The 17,998-nt window shown below is 66.6% G+C and carries 16 protein-coding genes and 1 riboswitch; of the genes, 6 read left to right on the top strand and 10 right to left on the bottom strand.

Going from position 1 to position 17,998, the window contains the following annotated elements:
* Window positions 1-903: FAD-dependent monooxygenase (locus CRM90_RS25700; protein ID WP_199190055.1), on the top strand; the 903-nt coding region annotated here is incomplete at its 5' end.
* Here the strand turns inward: CRM90_RS25700 and CRM90_RS25695 are convergent.
* The 5 genes from CRM90_RS25695 to CRM90_RS25675 form a co-directional block, all read right to left on the bottom strand.
* Complete coding sequence (locus CRM90_RS25695; RefSeq protein WP_102809724.1) at window positions 867-2,042, bottom strand: GGDEF domain-containing protein; 1,176 nt, start codon at window positions 2,040-2,042, stop codon at window positions 867-869. The genes CRM90_RS25700 and CRM90_RS25695 overlap by 37 nt on opposite strands.
* Window positions 2,043-2,051: 9 nt before the next feature.
* The gene (locus CRM90_RS25690; RefSeq protein ID WP_233209503.1) at window positions 2,052-2,909 is read right to left on the bottom strand and encodes a sensor domain-containing diguanylate cyclase; all 858 of its coding nucleotides are present in this window, start codon (window positions 2,907-2,909) and stop codon (window positions 2,052-2,054) included.
* Window positions 2,910-3,243: 334 nt separating this feature from the next.
* Entirely contained in the window at window positions 3,244-3,978 is a 735-nt protein-coding gene (locus tag CRM90_RS25685; protein ID WP_102809722.1) for a class I SAM-dependent methyltransferase, read from the bottom strand.
* Window positions 3,975-5,114, bottom strand: coding sequence for a homoserine O-acetyltransferase MetX (gene metX, locus CRM90_RS25680; protein ID WP_102809721.1), 1,140 nt, complete (start codon window positions 5,112-5,114; stop codon window positions 3,975-3,977). The genes CRM90_RS25685 and metX overlap by 4 nt, the downstream gene beginning before the upstream one ends.
* An 11-nt stretch (window positions 5,115-5,125) precedes the next feature.
* Window positions 5,126-6,490, bottom strand: a complete 1,365-nt coding sequence (locus tag CRM90_RS25675; RefSeq protein WP_102809720.1) for a bifunctional o-acetylhomoserine/o-acetylserine sulfhydrylase — start codon at window positions 6,488-6,490, stop codon at window positions 5,126-5,128.
* 44 nt (window positions 6,491-6,534) lie between these two features.
* A riboswitch (SAM riboswitch) is annotated at window positions 6,535-6,654 on the bottom strand.
* A gap of 176 nt (window positions 6,655-6,830) precedes the next feature.
* Here CRM90_RS25675 and CRM90_RS25670 point away from each other — a divergent pair.
* Window positions 6,831-9,056, top strand: a complete 2,226-nt coding sequence (locus tag CRM90_RS25670) for an NADP-dependent isocitrate dehydrogenase (protein WP_102809719.1) — start codon at window positions 6,831-6,833, stop codon at window positions 9,054-9,056.
* Between the two features lie 6 nt (window positions 9,057-9,062).
* Here CRM90_RS25670 and ephH read toward each other — a convergent pair whose 3' ends face one another.
* Window positions 9,063-9,902 (bottom strand): epoxide hydrolase EphH, encoded by an 840-nt coding sequence (ephH, locus tag CRM90_RS25665; RefSeq protein WP_102809730.1) that lies wholly within the window; start codon window positions 9,900-9,902, stop codon window positions 9,063-9,065.
* Between the two features lie 51 nt (window positions 9,903-9,953).
* Here ephH and CRM90_RS25660 point away from each other — a divergent pair, with 51 nt between their 5' ends.
* Both CRM90_RS25660 and CRM90_RS25655 read left to right on the top strand, forming a co-directional pair.
* A complete protein-coding gene (locus CRM90_RS25660; RefSeq protein ID WP_102809718.1) occupies window positions 9,954-10,760 on the top strand; it encodes an exodeoxyribonuclease III in 807 nt (268 codons plus the stop codon).
* On the top strand, window positions 10,757-12,004 hold the full coding sequence (locus tag CRM90_RS25655; protein WP_102809717.1) for a metal-dependent hydrolase family protein: 1,248 nt from the start codon (window positions 10,757-10,759) through the stop codon (window positions 12,002-12,004). Before CRM90_RS25660 ends, CRM90_RS25655 begins: the two co-directional genes overlap by 4 nt.
* A gap of 62 nt (window positions 12,005-12,066) precedes the next feature.
* On the opposite strand, the gene CRM90_RS25650 is transcribed toward CRM90_RS25655, so the two are convergent.
* The 3 genes from CRM90_RS25650 to CRM90_RS25640 form a co-directional block, all read right to left on the bottom strand.
* On the bottom strand, window positions 12,067-12,297 hold the full coding sequence (locus CRM90_RS25650; RefSeq protein WP_102809716.1) for a hypothetical protein: 231 nt from the start codon (window positions 12,295-12,297) through the stop codon (window positions 12,067-12,069).
* Between the two features lie 86 nt (window positions 12,298-12,383).
* Complete coding sequence (locus CRM90_RS25645) at window positions 12,384-13,409, bottom strand: esterase/lipase family protein (protein ID WP_102809715.1); 1,026 nt, start codon at window positions 13,407-13,409, stop codon at window positions 12,384-12,386.
* A complete protein-coding gene (locus CRM90_RS25640) occupies window positions 13,409-14,470 on the bottom strand; it encodes an alpha/beta hydrolase (protein WP_353616995.1) in 1,062 nt (353 codons plus the stop codon). Before CRM90_RS25640 ends, CRM90_RS25645 begins: the two co-directional genes overlap by 1 nt.
* A 62-nt stretch (window positions 14,471-14,532) precedes the next feature.
* Between CRM90_RS25640 and trpS the strand changes: the two genes are divergently transcribed.
* Window positions 14,533-15,549, top strand: a complete 1,017-nt coding sequence (gene trpS / locus CRM90_RS25635; protein WP_102809714.1) for a tryptophan--tRNA ligase — start codon at window positions 14,533-14,535, stop codon at window positions 15,547-15,549.
* An 18-nt stretch (window positions 15,550-15,567) separates the two neighbouring features.
* Complete coding sequence (gene yhjD, locus CRM90_RS25630) at window positions 15,568-16,608, top strand: inner membrane protein YhjD (protein WP_102809713.1); 1,041 nt, start codon at window positions 15,568-15,570, stop codon at window positions 16,606-16,608.
* Window positions 16,609-16,700: 92 nt separating this feature from the next.
* On the opposite strand, the gene CRM90_RS25625 is transcribed toward yhjD, so the two are convergent.
* Window positions 16,701-17,936: a D-alanyl-D-alanine carboxypeptidase family protein gene (locus tag CRM90_RS25625; protein ID WP_102809712.1), complete on the bottom strand. Its 1,236-nt coding sequence runs from the start codon at window positions 17,934-17,936 to the stop codon at window positions 16,701-16,703.
* Between the last annotated feature and the right edge of the window lie 62 nt (window positions 17,937-17,998).

The following is a 17,998-nucleotide window of genomic DNA, read 5'->3' as shown; positions in this document are numbered from 1 at the left end:
GCCCACCCACCCGGGGCAAGCCAACTCAGATGTCACCTATTCGTGCAGCAGACCCGAACCCGGGAGGAAGGCCGCGCCGACGAGGACGGTCCGCTGACACTCGGCGAACTGCGCGCCAGTCTTCAGCGGATCCTGGGCGTCGATGTGCCGCTGGAGGAGCCACGCGGTCCCGGCCCGCACGCGAAGCGCCGGATCGACGGCCAGAACACCAGGCAGGCCGAGCATTACCGGGCCGGACGGGTATTGCTGCTCGGCGATGCCGCCCACGTGCACTCGGCGATGGGTGGTCCCGGGCTGAACCTCGGCCTGCAGGACGCGGTGAACCTCGGCTGGAAACTGGCCGCCGACGTCAACGGCTGGGCACCGGCCGGACTGCTCGACACCTATGAAACCGAGCGCCATCCGGTGGGTCGCCGGGTCATGATGCATTCGATGGCCCAGAGCGCATTGATGGCGTCGGGACCCGAAGTGGCCGAACTGCGTGCGCTTTTCACCGAGCTGATCGCCATCCCCGAGGTCACCCAGCACCTGGGCCGACTGCTCGCGGGCTCGGACGTGCGCTACGACGTCGGTGACGACCATCCGCTGTCCGGCTACCTCGTGCCGGACCTGACGCTCGACGACGGGCGGCCGGTGGCGGGCCTGCTGCACAACGCCAGGCCGGTGCTGCTGGATCTGTGCGGTGGTGCCGCCGCCGCGGCCGCGCAGGGGTGGACGGATCGCCTGGACACCGTCGTCGCGCGACTCGCAGGCGGCCCCGCCGCGCTACTCATTCGCCCGGACGGCTACGTGGCTTGGGCCGCAGACGATTTCGAGGAGGTCGACGCGCAGAATCTGCAGTCCGCGCTGTCCCGCTGGTTCGGGGGTCACGGCCGGCCCGACGAGCTGCGCAACTTCTCTTGATACATGGATCGGTCACATCGCGAGAGTAGATCTGACGCAGTGTCGCGAGGTTCGTCGGACGTCACCAGTCCAATGCTCACCGTGATGCGGCAGGGACACCCGTCGAGCGCGCCAAGTTCGCCGATACGCATGCGAATTCTTTCGGCTGCAGCGCGCGCTTGCGTTGAACTCGTGTCCACCAGGCCGATACAGAATTCGTCGCCACCGAGTCGCGCAGGGAAGTCGTCAGGCTGAACTGCCGTCTGGATGATATCGCCGATCGCCGTGAGGACGTCGTCCCCGGCGGGATGCCCGAATGTGTCGTTCACCGATTTGAAGTTGTTGATGTCGAGCATGAGCAGACTCAATACTGCGCCGCCGTCTCGTGCGCGGCGCAGTTCGGCTTCCAGGCGGTTGATGAACCCACGCCGATTCAGTAGTGAGGTCAACGGATCGGTCTGTGCCAGAACTTCCAACTGGTGCTGGAGCGATTTGAGTTCGGTGATGTCGCGTGCGGTGTTGAGGACCGTGTGGATCTTGCCGTCCGGGCCGTATTCCGGGACTGTCCGGAACAGAAAATGGCGTGTCCCGTGCGGCCCGAGAAAGGTGAATTCCTGCTCTACGGTCTCCCCGGCCTCGAATGCCCTGCGATACGCGGACTGCCAGAGTTCAATCAAGTGCGGTGGCATGCCGAGCTCGTGATGGTCTTTGCCGATGTAGTCCTGCACCCCGATCAGTGGTGTAACTGACTCAATGGCCGGATTGACATACAGATGACGGAAGTTGCGGTCATATCGCGAGACGATGTCGGGCAACTTCTCCACGATGGAGAAGAACGTCTCGTTATACCGCTGCAGTCGGCTTGTCACCCGCAGGATCGCCAGGCATAGATTCGGGTTCCCGTTCACACTTGTCACGACGCACTGCCACGCGGGATCGCTCTCTCCATCCACGATGACCGGATCCGGCCCGGCCGCAGCGGAGCACGCTGCGCCGAGTCTGTCGAGCACCACATTCTCGTCGAGGTTCAGTGCATCCCGAATGGCAATGAGTTTCGGTGTGCGCGACTGGATCTCGGCACTGCCCTGATCCAGTCGGCACACGAATGCGGGCACCCCCGCCAAGGCGAGGGTGCCCAACCATTCGTTGGCAACCTCCACCGCACCACTTTAACGGCGCTCGCCGCCAAACTTGACCCGATACATCACGCTGTCTACGCGAGCGAGCAGATCAAGCACGTTCGCATCCTGCTCCTCGGCCGCCGCCACCCCGACACTTGCGTTCACCGCGAGCTTGCCGACGGAGTCGAGCGAAATCTCGCTGACCCGCCGGCCGATCCGTTCCGCGACGGCCTGCGCGGGACCCAAGCCAGTGTCGATGAGTGCGGCACAGAACTCGTCGCCACCCAACCGCGCCACCAAGTCGGTTGCTCGGGTTTCCTCGACCAGGATCCGGCCGACGGCTTCAAGCACGCGGTCACCGGCCGAGTGGCCGAACTGATCGTTGATCGACTTGAAATTGTCCAGGTCGAGCATGAGGACCGCGAGTTCCTGCCGCCCACCACGAACCCGCTCCAATGCCTCCGTGAGTTGCTCGGCGAAACTCCGCCGATTCAGCAGAGAGGTTAGTGGATCGGTATGCGCCAGCTGCTCCAGTTCGTGCTGGAGACGTTTGACCTGGGTGATGTCGCGCACCACCGACAGGATCGAGTTGACCCGTCCGCTGTTGTCGAACTCGGGTGCTGCACGGCCCAGGTAATGACGGAGGCCTTCGGGACCGTCGTAGTCGAACTCGATCTCCACTGGCTGGCCGGTGTCGAGCACCTGCTGATAGGCGCCTACGAACTCTCGGGTGACCTCGCGTGGTGCACCGGTATCGGCGTAGGTCTTGCCAAAGCGTGTTTCGGCGGGAATACCCGTAACGCGACCGATCGCCGGATTGGCGTACAGGCAGCGGAAGTCGCGGCTGTACCGGGTCACCACGTCCGGCAAGTTCTCGACGAGGGTGAAGAAGGCGTTGTTGACCAACTGGATTTCCTCGGGCCAGCGCAGAATCACCAGGTAGTCGCAGGGGCCGTCATCGACGGCTCGGACGACACATCGCCATCCCGGGGATTGCTGCTCTGAGATCACAAACGGTGCGTCGCCGACGACCGCCGGCCAGGCACTGTGCAACCGCGCGAGCAGGCTTGGTTCGTCCAGTCGCCCACTGAGGACCTGCATGACACCCACGAATTCCGGTGTGCGCCTGACGATCGACAAGCCGTCCGGTGTCCGGCGAACATGGAATGCGGGCACGCCGGCAGTCGCCAGCAGGGAAAGCCACTCCCTCGCCGACTCCATGCTGTCGAACTCTAAACGTTCAGGCCGACAGCGTCGCCCGCATGCCCACGGTGATGTAGGGCAGCGCCAGGCCGGTCGAGTTCGCCAGTGCCGGATGCGTTGTCAGCAACTCGCGAACCTCGTCGAGGGTCTGGGTGCGGACGTCCGCCGGTGACGTGATGCAGTAGCTGCGTGACGCCACCAGGTCGATCAGTGCCTGCGGCGTCAGGTAACTCGTCCACTCGACGCGATGATGCTCGACGCCGACGAACGGCTCGGGCACGGTGGTGGTCTCGTTGACTTGGGCGTTCTCGTGGCCGATGATGCGCCCGAGGTCCTTGACCCAGCCCAGGCGTTCGTCTCGGGCGTTCCACACCAACCCGAGCCGCCCGCCCGGCCGCAGCACCCGGGCCACTTCGGCGACGGCCTGCTCCGGGTCGAACCAATGCCAGGCCTGTGCAACCAGTACCGCATCAACACTGTTGTCCGGCAACGGGATCTGCTCGGCAGTGCCCAGCAACGCGGGGGTGTCGGGCAGCGCCGAGCTGAGCAGCTCCAGCATCTCGGCCAACGGATCGACGGCCACCACATCCAGGCCGCGCTCGACGAGGCGGGTGGTCAGCTTGCCGGTACCGGCACCCAGGTCCAGCACATCGCGCGCACCGGCCGGCAGCAACCAGTCGATGGCCTCCGGCGGATACGACGGGCGGCCGCGCTCGTAGGCGGCGGCCTCGGACCCGAAGGACAGGGAGCGTTCGCGCTGCGACCCCGTCACGGCGTGCGGCGGCTTCTGCCGTCGGCCAGGTCGAGGGTCTGGCGGATGAGTTCGCCCACCGCGTCGGTCTCGACGAGGAAGCCGTCGTGCCCGTAGATCGACTCGACGACGTTGAGCCCCGCACAGTTCGGCAGCAGTCCTGCCAGCTCCTGCTGCAGCCGCAGCGGGTAGAGCCGGTCCGAGGTGATCCCGCCGACCACGGTCGGCACCGGGCACGAGCCCAGTGCCGCGGCCACACCGCCGCGTCCGCGCCCGACGTCGTGGTTGGACAGCGTCTCGGTCAGCGTGACGTAGCTGCCCGCGTCGAACCGGTTGACCAGCTTCGCGCCCTGGTATTCCAGGTAGCTCTGCACGGCGTACCGGCCGCCGGTCAGGGTGTCCTCGTCGTCTTGGGCGGCATTGCCGAACCGGTTGTCCAGCTCCACCTCACCGCGGTAGGTGAGGTGGGCGAACCGGCGGGCCAGCTGCAGCCCGACGTCGGGGTGGCGGCCGGTGTCGTGATAGTCGCCGCCCTGCCAGTTCGGATCGGCCTTGATCGCCGCGATCTGCGTGCTCTGCGTGCCGATCTGGTCGGCGGTCGCCCGGGCCCCGACGGCCAGCACGAGCGCCGCCCGCACCCGGTCGGGATAGCCGACCATCCATTCCAGCGCCCTGGCACCGCCCATCGAGCCGCCCACCAGAGCCGCGACTTCGGTGATGCCGAGCGCTTCCAGCGCCGCCACGTCGGCATTGACCTGGTCCCGCACGGTGATGATCGGGAATCGCGAACCCCAGGGTTTGCCGTCACGGGCCAGCGAGCTTGGGCCCGTCGAGCCGCGGCAGCCGCCCAGCACATTGGTGGCCACCGCGCACCAGCGGGTGGTGTCGATCGGGGCGCCGGGGTCCGCGACACCGTCCCACCAGCCGGGCGTGGGGTGTCCCGGACCGGCAGGCCCGGTCAGGTGCGAGTCGCCGGTCAGCGCATGCAGCGCGACGACGACGTTGTCACGGTCGGGGGAAAGCTCGCCCCAGCGCTGCACGGCGATCGACACATGGTCGAGCACCTCGCCGCTTTCCAGCGTCAGCGGGCCGATGTCGACGACGCCGATCTCGCCTTCGGCCGGCAGGGTCACGATGCGCTCGTCGCTGATGGTCATGTCAGGCTCACTCAATGGGCCGCCACGGCCCGCGGGTCCGAGGCATCCGCCGACACGGACTTGGCGGCGGCGAAGCCGCGCTCCAGGTCGGCCAGGATGTCGTCGATGCCCTCGAGGCCGACGGCAAGTCGGACCAGACCCGGGGTGACGCCGGTGGCCAACTGCTCCTCGGCGGACAGCTGCTGGTGAGTGGTCGACGCCGGGTGGATCACCAGGGAACGCACATCGCCGATGTTGGCGACGTGGCTGTGCAGCGTGAGTGCGTTGACGAACGCCTTTCCGGCCTCGACGCCGCCGGCCAGCTCGAAGGCCAGCACCGCGCCGGTCCCCTTGGGCGCCAACTTCTTTGCGCGCTCGTACCACGGTGAGGTCGGCAGGCCGGCGTAGTTGACCGACACCACGTCGGAGTGCCCGGCCAGGTATTCGGCCACCTTCAGTGCGTTGGACACGTGGCGTTCGATCCGCAGGCTGAGCGTCTCCAGGCCCTGCGCGATCAGGAAGGCGTTGAACGGTGACCCCGCCGAGCCGAGGTCACGCAGCAGCTGAACGCGCGCCTTGAGTGCGTAGGCGGGCGGGCCGAGTTCGGCGAACACCACGCCGTGATAGCTGGGATCCGGAGTGGTGAAGCCGGGGAACTTGGCTTGCCCAGATTCTTCAACGCGCCAGTCGAACTTGCCGCTGTCGACGATCACCCCGGCGATGGCCGTGCCGTGGCCGCCGAGGTACTTGGTCGCCGAGTGCACGACGATGTCGGCGCCGTGGGCGATCGGCTGAATGAGGTAGGGCGTGGCGATGGTGTTGTCGACGATCAGCGGAACCCCGTTGTCGTGCGCCACCTTCGACACCGCCGGAATGTCGAGCACATCGATTTGTGGGTTGGAGATCGTCTCGCCGAAGAAGGCCTTGGTGTTCGGCCGGACCGCCGCCTGCCACGACTCCGGGTCGTCGGGGTCGGTCACGAACGTGGTTTCGATGCCCAACTTCGGCAGCGTGTAGTGCAGCAGGTTGTACGTGCCGCCGTACAACCGCGGGCTGGACACGATGTGATCGCCGGCTTCGGCGATGTTCAGGATCGCGAACGTCTCCGCCGCCTGCCCGGAGGACAGGAACAGCGCGGCCACGCCACCTTCGAGGGCGGCGATGCGCTGCTCGACGGTGTCCTGGGTCGGATTCATGATCCGGGTGTAGATGTTGCCCGGCTCGGCCAGCCCGAACAGCGCGGCGGCGTGGTCGGTGTTGTCGAAGGTGTACGACGTGGTGGCGTAGATCGGCAGTGCCCGGGCGTGCGTCACGGCGTCGGGGGTTTGGCCGACGTGGATCTGCTTGGTCTCGAAGGACCACGACGCGGTCGGATCCTCGGTATCTGACGTGCTCATATGAAAAACGAACCTCCATCTGTTCTGGGGGCCCGTTCTGAGCGGACCCGCGCTTGCCGTGCAGCTACCTGCAGCTGCTCAACCTGGTCTTCACCCGGAGCACCCCACCGCGGTTGGAGGGTTGCCGGCCAGCGAGCCGGGGCTTGACGCTGGCGCTCATGACCGAGTCAAAGCATAGCGGACCTTCGTAACGTGAGGCCAGCGGGATATCGGCGCCGTCGGGTACGACTGTGACGCAGACCTCTCAACAGATACGACGACGGCGGTCACGTAGGTTCAGAAGCGACGCGATACTGATAGCCGCCAACGCACCTGACTGACCGCCCGGGAGACAACAGCAATGAGCGCCGAGAACCCGACCATCATCTACACGCTGACTGATGAGGCGCCGCTGCTGGCGACGTATGCGTTCCTGCCGGTGTTGCGCACGTTCGTCGAGGCAGCCGGCATCGACGTCAAGACCAGCGACATCTCGGTGGCCGCGCGCATCCTCGCCGAGTTCAGCGATCGGCTGACCGACGAGCAGAAGGTGCCCGACAACCTCGCCGAACTCGGCGAGCTGACCCAGGACCCGAGCGCCAACATCATCAAGCTGCCCAACATCAGCGCCTCGGTACCGCAGCTGATCGCCGCCATCAAGGAACTCAAGTCCAAGGGCTACGACCTTCCCGACTTTCCGGGCGATCCGAAGACCGACGAGGAAAAAGAGATCCGCCAGCGCTACGGCAAGATCCTCGGCAGCGCGGTGAATCCGGTTCTGCGCGAAGGTAACTCAGACCGTCGTGCACCCAAGGCGGTCAAGGAATACGCCAAGAAGCACCCGCACAGCATGGGCCAGTGGTCGCAGGCGTCCCGCACCCACGTGGCGACCATGAAGACCGGTGACTTCTACCACGGTGAGAAGTCGATGACGCTGGACAAAGACCGCACCGTGAAGATGGTGTTGACGCCCAAGACCGGTGACCCGATCGTGCTCAAGCCCGAGGTCAAGCTCGACAACGGCGACGTCATCGACAGCATGTTCATGAGCAAGAAGGCGCTGATCGAGTTCTACGAGAAGGAGATCGAGGACGCCTACAAGACGGGCGTGATGTTCTCGCTGCACGTCAAGGCCACCATGATGAAGGTTTCGCACCCGATCGTGTTCGGCCACGCGGTGAAGGTCTTCTACAAGGACGCTTTCGCCAAGCACGGCAAGCTGTTCGACGAGCTCGGCGTCAACGTCAACAACGGGCTCTCCGACCTCTACGACAAGATCGAATCGCTGCCCGCCTCGCAGCGCGAGGAGATCATCGAAGACCTGCACAAGTGCCACGAGCACCGCCCGGAGCTGGCGATGGTCGACTCGGCCAAGGGCATCTCGAACTTCCACTCGCCGTCCGACGTGATCGTCGACGCCTCGATGCCCGCGATGATCCGGCTCGGCGGCAAGATGTACGGCGCCGACGGCCGCACCAAGGACACCAAGGCCGTCAACCCGGAGTCGACGTTCTCCCGGATGTACCAGGAGATGATCAACTTCTGTAAGACCCACGGCCAGTTCGATCCGACCACGATGGGCACCGTTCCCAACGTCGGTCTGATGGCGCAGAAGGCCGAGGAGTACGGCAGCCACGACAAGACCTTCGAGATCCCGGTCGACGGCGTCGCCGACATCGTCGACGTCGACACCGGCGAGGTGCTGCTGTCGTGGGATGTCGAAGAGGGCGACATCTGGCGGATGCCGATCGTCAAGGACGCGCCCATCCGCGACTGGGTCAAGCTGGCCGTCAACCGGGCCAGGCTGTCCGGCATGACCACGGTGTTCTGGCTCGATGACGAGCGTCCGCACGAGAACGAGCTGCGCAAGAAGGTGAAGGCCTATCTCGCCGAAGAGGACACCGAGGGCCTCGACATCACGATCCTGCCGCAGGTGTGGGCCATGCGGTACACCCTCGAGCGGGTGATCCGCGGGCAGGACACCATCGCCGCGACGGGCAACATCCTGCGTGACTACCTCACCGACCTGTTCCCGATCCTGGAGCTGGGCACCAGCGCCAAGATGCTGTCGATCGTGCCGTTGATGGCCGGCGGCGGGCTGTACGAGACCGGTGCCGGTGGGTCGGCTCCCAAGCACGTCAGCCAGCTGGTGGAGGAGAACCACCTGCGCTGGGATTCGCTCGGCGAGTTCCTGGCGATCGGCGCCAGCCTCGAGGATCTGGGCAACAAGTTCGGCAACGCCAAGGCCAAGGTGCTGGCGACCACGCTGGACACCGCGGTCGGAGAGTTGTTGGACGCCAACAAGAATCCGTCGCGCAAGGCAGGCGAGCTGGACAACCGCGGTAGCCAGTTCTACCTCGCGCTGTACTGGGCGCAGGCACTTGCCGAGCAGACCGAGGACAAGGAACTGGCCGAGCATTTCGCGCCGCTCGCCAAGACCCTCGCCGAGAACGAGGACGCCATCATCGCTGAACTGGCCGAGGTGCAGGGGCAGGCCGTCGATATCGGCGGCTACTACTACCCCGACCGCGAGAAGACCGCCTCGGTGATGCGGCCTTCCAAGACCTTCAACTCCGCGCTCAGCTAGCCCCGGCTAACTGGCGGAGCCAGGCTGCCGCACCGGCGGAACGTGGGCGTCGACCCACTCGGTGATCAGGTTCGTGACGCGATCCGGCGCCTCGAACATCGGGATGTGCCCGACGCCGTCGAGGTGGGTCACCTTCGTGATCTCCGGGATGTTCTTGTGGAAGTGCTTGGTGAACCGGGGATGGGGCAGCACCCGGTCACGCTCGCACACCACCAGGTGCGTCGGGACCGACAGTTCGGTCAGCTCCATCAGTCCCGGCATCAGCAACGCCTTGATCAGCAGCTGGTAGTAGGCCGGACAGTGGGTGACGTCATCGAGTATCTCCTGCAGCTGCACCTCGGTGACACCCCGCGGGGTGGCGCTGATCGGCACCGTGGCGGCGGCTTTGACGCCGGGTAGGCGCAGCGCGCGCTCGCCGAGTAGCCGGGCGGTCAGCCACACCGGCAGGCCGGCGACGAACTTGCCGACGATCTCGTACTTCACCGGTGACCAGCGGTGCCAGCCGCCGGCCGGGGCGATCCCGGTCAGCGTCCTGGCCCGGCCGCGTCGCTCGAGTTCGAATGCCACCCAGCCGCCCAGCGAGTTGCCGACGACGTGCGCGGTGTCCCAACCCATCTCGTCGAGCTGGCGCTCGACGTGGTCGGCCAGGGTCGCGGAATCCAGGATCAGCGATCGGCTGCGCGGGCCACCGTTGTGGCCGGCCATCGACGGTGCGAACACCTCGAAGCGGCCGGTGCCGGCCAGCCGGGGCGCGACGTCGGACCAGACGTAGGAGGACATCATGAACGGGTGCAGAAGCAGGATCGGTTCGCCGGCACCTAGGTGGATTGATTCGCGGGTCGCCACAACCAGACCGTAAAGGTGATACCGCCGGTACCGCAAGATAGGTTTTCTCTCGTGATCGTGACCACCATCAATGTCAACGGCGTCCGCGCCGCTGTCCGCCAGCGTTCGGCCGAGAACCTCGGCCTGCTGGCTTGGCTGTCGCAGACCGCGTCCGACGTGGTGTGCCTGCAGGAGACCCGCTCCGACGACGAGCAGATCGCCGAGGCGCTGGCACAGGCGGTGGCCGACGGCTGGCATCTGGCCTCGGCCAGCCCGCATCTCAAGGGTCGCAGCGGGGTGGCGATCCTGTCCCGCACCCCGTTCGCGGCGGTCCGGATCGGCTTGGCGGCAACCGAATTCGAGCTACACGGCCGCTACGTCGAGGCGGATCTGGCCGGCGGCGAGACAGTCGCCAGCGTGTACGTGCACACCGGCGAGGCCGGCACGGACCGCCAGCTGGAGAAGGAACGGTTCATGGCCGCGCTGGCCAAGCGGATGGCGGAGCTGACCGCCGACGGGCGCGACGCGGTGATCTGCGGCGACTGGAACATCGCCCACACCGAGAACGACATCAAGGCCTGGAAGGCCAACGTCAAGAAGGCCGGCTTTCTGCCCGGCGAGCGGCAATGGCTCACCGACCTGATGGACTCCGGCTGGGTCGACGTGATGCGGCGGCTCAACCCCGATGTCGCCGGACCGTACAGCTGGTGGTCGTGGCGCGGTAAGGCGTTCGACAACGACGCCGGCTGGCGCATCGACTACCACCTGGCCAGTGCGAGTCTTGCGGCGCGCACGGTGTCGGCGCGGGTCGAAAAGCCCGCCGCCTACGCGCTGCGCTGGTCCGATCACGCCCCGGTGACCGTGGAGTTCGACGCATGAGTCTCCTGATCAAAAACGTCCGGGTCTTCGACGGCCTCTCAGGGCACTTGGTGCCCGGGCACGTCCTGATCGACGGGGCCACGATCGCCGCGATCGACACCTCGCCGATTGCCGAGTCCGCCGGCGTCACCGTCATCGACGGTGCCGACCGGGTGTTGATGCCGGGCATGATCGACGCCCACGCCCATCTGGTCGGTATGGCCAACACGCTGCTCGACCTTGCGATGGCCTCCCAGACTCAGCTGGCCGCCACCACGCTGGCCCGGGCTAAGGGCACACTGCTGCGCGGGTTCACCACCGTGCGTGACATGGCCGGTGACACCGCAGGCATCAAGAAGGTGATCGACGGCGAACCCGCGCTTGGGCCGCGGATCTACCCCAGCCAGGCGGCGATATCGCAGACCGCGGGACACGGCGACTTCGGCTTCGTCTACGAACCTCCGACAGCGCTGGGTGGCACCGAGTCTCGTGCCGAGACCATCGGTTTCATGCGGGTTGCCGATGGCGTGGACCGGGTGTTGGCGGCAGTGCGTGAACAACTCAAACTCGGTGCGTCGCAGATCAAGCTGATGGTCGGCGGTGGTGCGGCATCGATGTACGACCCGCTCTACACGGTCCAGTTCACCCCATCGGAGCTGGCAGCAGCGGTGCAAGCGGCGACCGACTACGGCACGTACGTCGCCACCCATGTCTACAACGTCGCCGGCATCCACCGCGCGGTGGCGGCCGGGGTGAAATCCATCGAGCACGGTCATCTGGCCGACGAGCCCACCATCGCGATGCTCGCCGAGCGCGACGTGTGGCTGTCCACCCAACCTTTCGCCGAACACGACCACAGCTTTCTCAACCCCGACAGCGCTGAGAAGAACCGGGAGATCTGTAGCGGCACACCGCACGTCTACGAGTGGGCGACGAAGCACGGAGTCAAGCTCGCCTGGGGCACCGATCTCCTCTTCGAACCCGATCACGTTGGGCGGCAAAGTGAAATGATGGTTCGTCTGGGCGAATACGTCAGCAATGTCGACGCGCTCAAGATGGTGACGTCGGGAAATGCCGCTCTGCTCCGGCTGTCTGGCGATCGAGATCCCTACAAGTCGGCTCGTCTCGGCGAGATCACCGTCGGCGCCTGGGCCGACGTGCTGCTGGTCAACAGTGACCCCACGGCCGACCTCGGCGTGCTCGCCGACCCCGACACCGGAATCGCCGTCATCGTCAAAGACGGCGTTGTCGTCAAGAACACCTGAAACAGAAAATGGGCCGGTTACCTCGGGGGGGATGAGGCAACCGGCCCATGGTCCTGCTGGGTCTAGTAGCTTCCGTTGATCCAGGCGCCCCACGGGACGTACGTCGTGGCCGGGGTGGCATAGGTGGTCGGGGCGTAGAAGTTGCCGGTGGTCGAGTCATCGGCGTACGGCGAGTAGCTGTTCAAGCTGGTCGACGCGCTGGCCGGGCCGGCGAATGTGAGGGCGGCACCACCGATGACGGCGGCGGCGAGGGCGGGGGCTGCGATCAGGGTCTTGAAGCGGTTCGTGGTCATGACTCAATCATTCGCGCTCGCCACATCTCAGTCGATCCGCTGACCAGCCCGTTTTCGTGTCCACCGATCGGGGGACACGTCCGGCGTCAGCAGCCTTGTCGATCGGGGCCGTCGAGTGCCGTTGCCGCGCCGGCGATCGCCTCGGCCACCGCGTCGAGCACGCGCGGGTCCCAGGTCAGCGCGGTCTCGCGGGGCAGTCGGGCGATCATCGACACATAGTCGCTGTGGGTGTCGTCGACGACGCGGCACCGCCGGTGCGGCAACACGGCGGCGTCGATGTCGCGGGCCAGAGCGCTACGCAACTCCACCACCCCGTCATTCGGCCATACCGCCGGGGTGCCGCCGGCGTGGTCGAACCGATTGCCGCCGATCAATGTGACGGGCACCGCGTCCAGGACGCCCGCTTGAAAGCTGTTCCAGCCCTTGGGGCCCGTCAGATATGACTGCCCGAGTTCGCGCGCTGACCCGGAAACGTGAACGGCCGCAATATCTCTGGCATAGCCCTTCATCTGGCTCTCGCAGAACTGGTCGCCGAGGCAGTCGCTGATCTTGACGGATCCCTCGACAGAGTTCGCCAGGTAGGAACCCTCCCAGGGTGTTCCGATCGTCGTCAACGATCGCACCCTCACCGCTGACTGCTCGGTGGTCAGGGTGCGGATCGCCGCCCTGGCGAACAGTCCACCCATCGAATGGCCCACCAGATCCACCTCGTCGATGTGCTTGTCGGTGTGCAGCCAGTCGATGAAGCGGGCCAGGTGCTCGCCGGCGAGGTCGATGCTGCCGGTGCTGTCGAGGGTCATCGACGCGGGCAGCGGCGCCGGGCAGGAGGCGAATGCCCCGTATCCGGTCGTGTCGTGCACCTGGCCGGCGCCGGCCATCGCCGGCGCGGTGAACACCGAATATCCCTTCCCCAGAAGGTGTTCGCGCAACGACGTGTGGTCGGTGCCGGCCGGCAGGCCGATCGCACACGCGGCGTCCGGCGCGGTGTAGGGGGCGGTGCCGGCCAGGCCGGAGACCAGGACCACCGCCTGAGCCGGCGGGCGGGTACCGGTGTCGCCGTGCGAGCAACCCGCCAGCAGCACCGCCGCCGCCAGCGCCAGGATGCGGCGCACTAGGTCGGGCAGCCTTCGCGGTTGGGGCGAGCAAGCGCCTCGGGTGCGTCGTCGATGGCCTTGCGCACGACCTCGAGTACCTGCGGGTCCCACGTCAGCGCCGTCTTCTGTTCCAGCCCAGCAAGATTGGAGACGAAAATGCTGTGGGTGTCGTCGAAGGTCGAACACTGGCGGTGCGGCAGTACCGGGTCGCCGATGTCTTTTGCCAGCGCACTCTGCAGCGCCACGATGCCGTCATTGGGCCACACCGCCGGATTGACCGGGCCGGCGCTGCTGGTTTTTGGGGCGGTGAACTTCTTGCCGCCGATCAGCACCACCGGGATCTTGTCCAGCACCCCGGATTGGTATTCGTTCCAGCCGTTCTTACCCATCAGGAACGCCTGGTTGACTTCGCGGCCCGAGCCGGCCATCAGCCGCTTCACCTCGTCGGACATGCCCTTCATCGAGGTCTCGCAGAATGTGTCGGCCTTGCAATCACTGAGCGGGACAAGCCCGTTGGCGAAATCCGACAGATAGGAGCCCTGCCACGGCGTGCCGATGGTGGTCAGCGACCGCACCTTCAGCGGTGAGTTCGTCGACGCCAACACCCGGATGGCGGCGCGCGAGTACAGCCCGCCCATCGAATGACCGACGAAGTCGACCTCGTTGACGCCCTTGTCGGTGTGCAACCAGTTGAGGAATCGGGCCAGGTGTTCGCCTGCGGTGTCGATGCTGCCCGTCGAGTCGACGGTCATGTTCTCCGGCAAGGTGACCGGGCAGACCCCGAATGGACCGAACCCGGTCTGGTCGACCACCTGGCCGCGGCCCGCCATCGCGGGGGAGGTGTACACGGTGTACCCCTTGCCGAGCAGGTACTCCCGCAGCGCGGTGTCGGTGTTGCCGGCGGCCAGCCCGGTCTTGCAGGCCTGCTCCGGGCCGGTGAACGGCGTCGTCGCATCTCCGCCCGACACGATCACCACCGCCGTCGACGCCGGGCGCTTCTCGTCACCCGCGTCGCTGCCGCACCCGGCCAGCGCACAGATCATCGTCACGATGGCGGCCAGCGCCAGTCTTCCTCCCACGAAGCAGGATGCTAATGCCACTCGGTCGTCGGGGCGGGGCCTCGTGACAGGATTGACGCACCATGAACAGCTCATCTCGTCGTGTCGTTTTCTCCGGCGTCCAGCCGACGTCAGACTCGCTGCACCTGGGCAATGCCCTTGGAGCGATCAGGCAATGGGTCGGGCTGCAGGACGATTACGACGCGTTCTTCTGCGTGGTGGACCTGCATGCGATCACCGTGCCGCAGGATCCCGCCACGCTGCGCCATCGCACGTTGGTGACCGCCGCCCAATACCTGGCGCTCGGAATCGACCCGGATCGCGCGACGATCTTCGTCCAGAGTCACGTGCCCGCCCATACCGAGCTGGCCTGGGCGCTGGGCTGCTTCACCGGGTTCGGCCAGGCCTCGCGGATGACGCAGTTCAAGGACAAGTCGCAGAAGCAGGGCGCGGAGGCGACGACGGTGGGTCTGTTCACCTATCCGGTGCTGATGGCCGCCGACGTGTTGCTCTACGACACCGATCTGGTGCCGGTCGGTGAGGATCAGCGCCAGCACCTGGAGCTGGCCCGTGACGTCGCCCAGCGGTTCAACGTGCGCTTCCCCGACACCTTCGTCATCCCGGAACCGATGATCGCCAAGGCCACCGCCAAGATCTACGACCTGCAAGAACCGACCGCCAAGATGAGCAAGTCCGCGGCCACCGAGGCCGGCCTGATCAGCCTGCTCGACGACCCGAAGGTGACGGCGAAGAAGATCCGCTCGGCCGTGACCGACAGCGAGCGGGAGATCCGCTACGACGTCGAGGCCAAGCCCGGCGTGTCCAACCTGCTGTCGATCCAGTCGGCGGTCACCGGCACCGACATCGACACGTTGGTGGCCGGATACGAAGGTCGCGGCTACGGCGACCTGAAAAAGGACACCGCCGACGCCGTCGTCTCCTATGTCACCCCGCTGCAGCAGCGCGTCCACGAACTCCTCGCCGATCCGGCCGAACTGCAGGCGATCCTGGCCAAGGGAGCCGACCGGGCCCGCGAGGTGTCTGCGAAGACCATCGGACGGGTATACGACCGGTTAGGGTTTCTGCCGACGAGTTCGTAGACATACGAGGGGCTGGGCATGTCAGAACCGGCCGAACCGGGTCGCCTCGACCGGCTGCGGGCCCGCTATCACTGGATCGACCACACGATCCGTGCGGGGACGCGCTATCAGAAGGTCAAAGGCGACTTCTACGCCGCGGGCATCACCTACTTCACGATCTTCGCGCTGTTCCCGCTGCTGATGGTCGGATTCGCGGCGGGCGGCTTCGTGTTGGCCAGCCGGCCGCATCTGCTGGCCGACATCGAAAACCGGATCAGGACAACAGTTTCCGGTGATTTTGGTCAGCAGCTGATCGGGCTGGTCGATTCGGCGATCCAGTCCCGTACGTCGGTGGGGGTGATCGGCCTGGCCACCGCGGCGTGGGCGGGGCTGGGCTGGATCGGGAATCTGCGTGAGGCGCTGAGCCAGATGTGGGATCAGCGGATCGAGAAACAGAACTTCCTGCGCACGAAGCTGTCCGATCTGACGGTCCTGCTGTCGGTCTTCGTCGCGATCGTCGTGACCGTCGCGTTGACCGCGCTGACGGATCCGTCGCTGATGACGAACGTGCTGGAGTGGATCGGTGTCCCGCATCTGGCCGGCCTCGGCGGCGTGCTGCGTGTCGTCTCGCTGGTGATGTCGTGGGCGGTGTCGTGGATGCTGTTCAGCTGGATGATCGCCCGGTTGCCGCGCGAGTCGGTGAGCTTCCGCAGCAGCCTGCGCGCCGGCCTGATGGCCGCGGTCGCATTCGAGATCTTCAAACTGGTCGGTTCGATCTACCTGCGGTCGGTGGTGCACGGTCCGGCCGGTGCGACGTTCGGGCCGGTGCTGGGCTTGATGGTGTTCGCCTACATCACCGCGCGGCTGGTGCTGTTCGCCACCGCGTGGGCGGCGACGTCGAAGGACAACCTGCGCCCCGACCCGGTGCCGGCACCCGGGCCGGCCGTCATCTCGCCGCGGGTGGGCCCGGACGAAGGTCTGAGCACCCGGCAGACGGTCGCCGCGGTCGCGGTGGGTGCGGTTGGTGCACTGGGTGTTTCGCGGCTGTTCGGTAAAGGCCGGCAGTCATCGCGAGACTGAACCCACGTGTTCGTACCTCACCGAGATCGACGTGAGCGCGCGACAGTGCGAGTAAGCACCTCGCTGGCGTCAATCTCGGTGAGTTGGAGGCTCTACCGGCCGCGCACGGGCCTGCGGTTGATGGCGCGCGCCATCATGATCAGTGAGAACACCACCAGCGTGCCGACCACCCCGACGCCCACCCGCACCGGCACCGCGTCGGCCTCGGGAAGCAGCTGGGTACCACTGGCTTTCACTGCCGTGGCCTCATCCGGCTTGGGCGGCAGCAGCGACGGATCCGGGTCGATCAGGTTCCCGATCCGGGTTCCGGGCGGGGTGGCGAAGCCGTAGTCGAGCAGGTGCGCGGCCTGCTGCCACGGCGGGATCGGCTGGCGGGTGCCGCGCATCAGCACCGCCACCAGCCGGCGGCCGTCGCGGTTGGCGGCGCCCACGAACGTCTGGCCGGCGTCGTCGGTGTAGCCCGTCTTGCCGCCGAGCGCGCCCGGGTAGTTGTAGAGCAGCTGGTTGTCGTTCTCCAGCTCATAGCCCGGATGATCGCCGTCCTCACCCGGCTTGGCGGGATGGCCGGGGAAGTTGTATTTCTCGGTGGCGACGATGTTCGCGAACGTCGGGTTCGCCCAGGCGTAGCGGTAGAACAGCCCGATGTCGTACGCCGACGTGCTCATGCCCGGCCCGTCCAGACCGGACGGCGTCGCCGCGCGGGTGTCCTGACCGCCGAGCTTGCGGGCCAAGGTGTTGATCTTCTGCAGCGCGGTGTCCCAGCCGCCGACCTGCATGGCCAGCGCGTGCGCGGCGTCGTTGCCCGAGTGCATCAGCAGGCCGTGCAGCAGATCGTTGACGGTGTACTTGCCGCCCTCGTCCACGCCGACCCGGGTGCCCTCGGCGTTGGCGTCGTCCTGGGTGCCCTCGACCATCTTGTTCAGCGGCAGTTCGTTCATGGACTGCATCGCGATCAGCACCTTGATGATGCTGGCGGGCCGGTGCCGGGCATGGGGATCGCGCGCGGCGATGATGTCGCCGGTGTCGAGGTCGGCCACCACCCACGATTCGGCCGAGATGTCGTCGGGGACCGGCGGTGTGCCCGCCGCGACGATCACGCCGCAGCCCGCCAGCGCGTCACCGCCCACCGGCTTGGCCGGAACGGGCAATGGCTGCGGCGGGTCGCCCGCCTGCGGCACCTCCGAGGAGTCGACGGCCGGCGGGGTGGTCACCCGGTAGGGGCAGGTGTTGGGGTCCGGGTCGGCCCACGCGGTCGCCGAGGTGCCGACGACGCACAGCGCCGCGGCCACCGCGGCAGCACCCCGCGTGAAGATTCTCGAGCTCGCCATCGAGTCGCAGAGTAGGGGATCGGGGCCCCGAAATCGGGGAGCCGCGCTGTGACAGGAGTGGT

Source organism: Mycobacterium sp. ENV421 (assembly GCF_002887815.1).
Lineage (GTDB): Bacteria > Actinomycetota > Actinomycetes > Mycobacteriales > Mycobacteriaceae > Mycobacterium.
The sequence above is the reverse complement of the archived record's forward strand: the minus strand, read 5'-3'. Positions and strand labels throughout refer to the sequence as shown.

Bases quoted from the DNA above. Each gene is read 5' to 3' on its own strand.
- yhjD (WP_102809713.1), top strand. From the start codon at position 15,568: ATGTCAGAACCGGCCGAACCGGGTCGCCTCGACCGGCTGCGGGCCCGC.
- metX (WP_102809721.1), bottom strand. From the start codon at position 5,114: ATGACCATCAGCGACGAGCGCATCGTGACCCTGCCGGCCGAAGGCGAG.
- CRM90_RS25670 (WP_102809719.1), top strand. From the start codon at position 6,831: ATGAGCGCCGAGAACCCGACCATCATCTACACGCTGACTGATGAGGCG.
- CRM90_RS25675 (WP_102809720.1), bottom strand. From the start codon at position 6,490: ATGAGCACGTCAGATACCGAGGATCCGACCGCGTCGTGGTCCTTCGAG.
- trpS (WP_102809714.1), top strand. From the start codon at position 14,533: ATGAACAGCTCATCTCGTCGTGTCGTTTTCTCCGGCGTCCAGCCGACG.
- CRM90_RS25625 (WP_102809712.1), bottom strand. From the start codon at position 17,936: ATGGCGAGCTCGAGAATCTTCACGCGGGGTGCTGCCGCGGTGGCCGCG.
- CRM90_RS25655 (WP_102809717.1), top strand. From the start codon at position 10,757: ATGAGTCTCCTGATCAAAAACGTCCGGGTCTTCGACGGCCTCTCAGGG.
- CRM90_RS25650 (WP_102809716.1), bottom strand. From the start codon at position 12,297: ATGACCACGAACCGCTTCAAGACCCTGATCGCAGCCCCCGCCCTCGCC.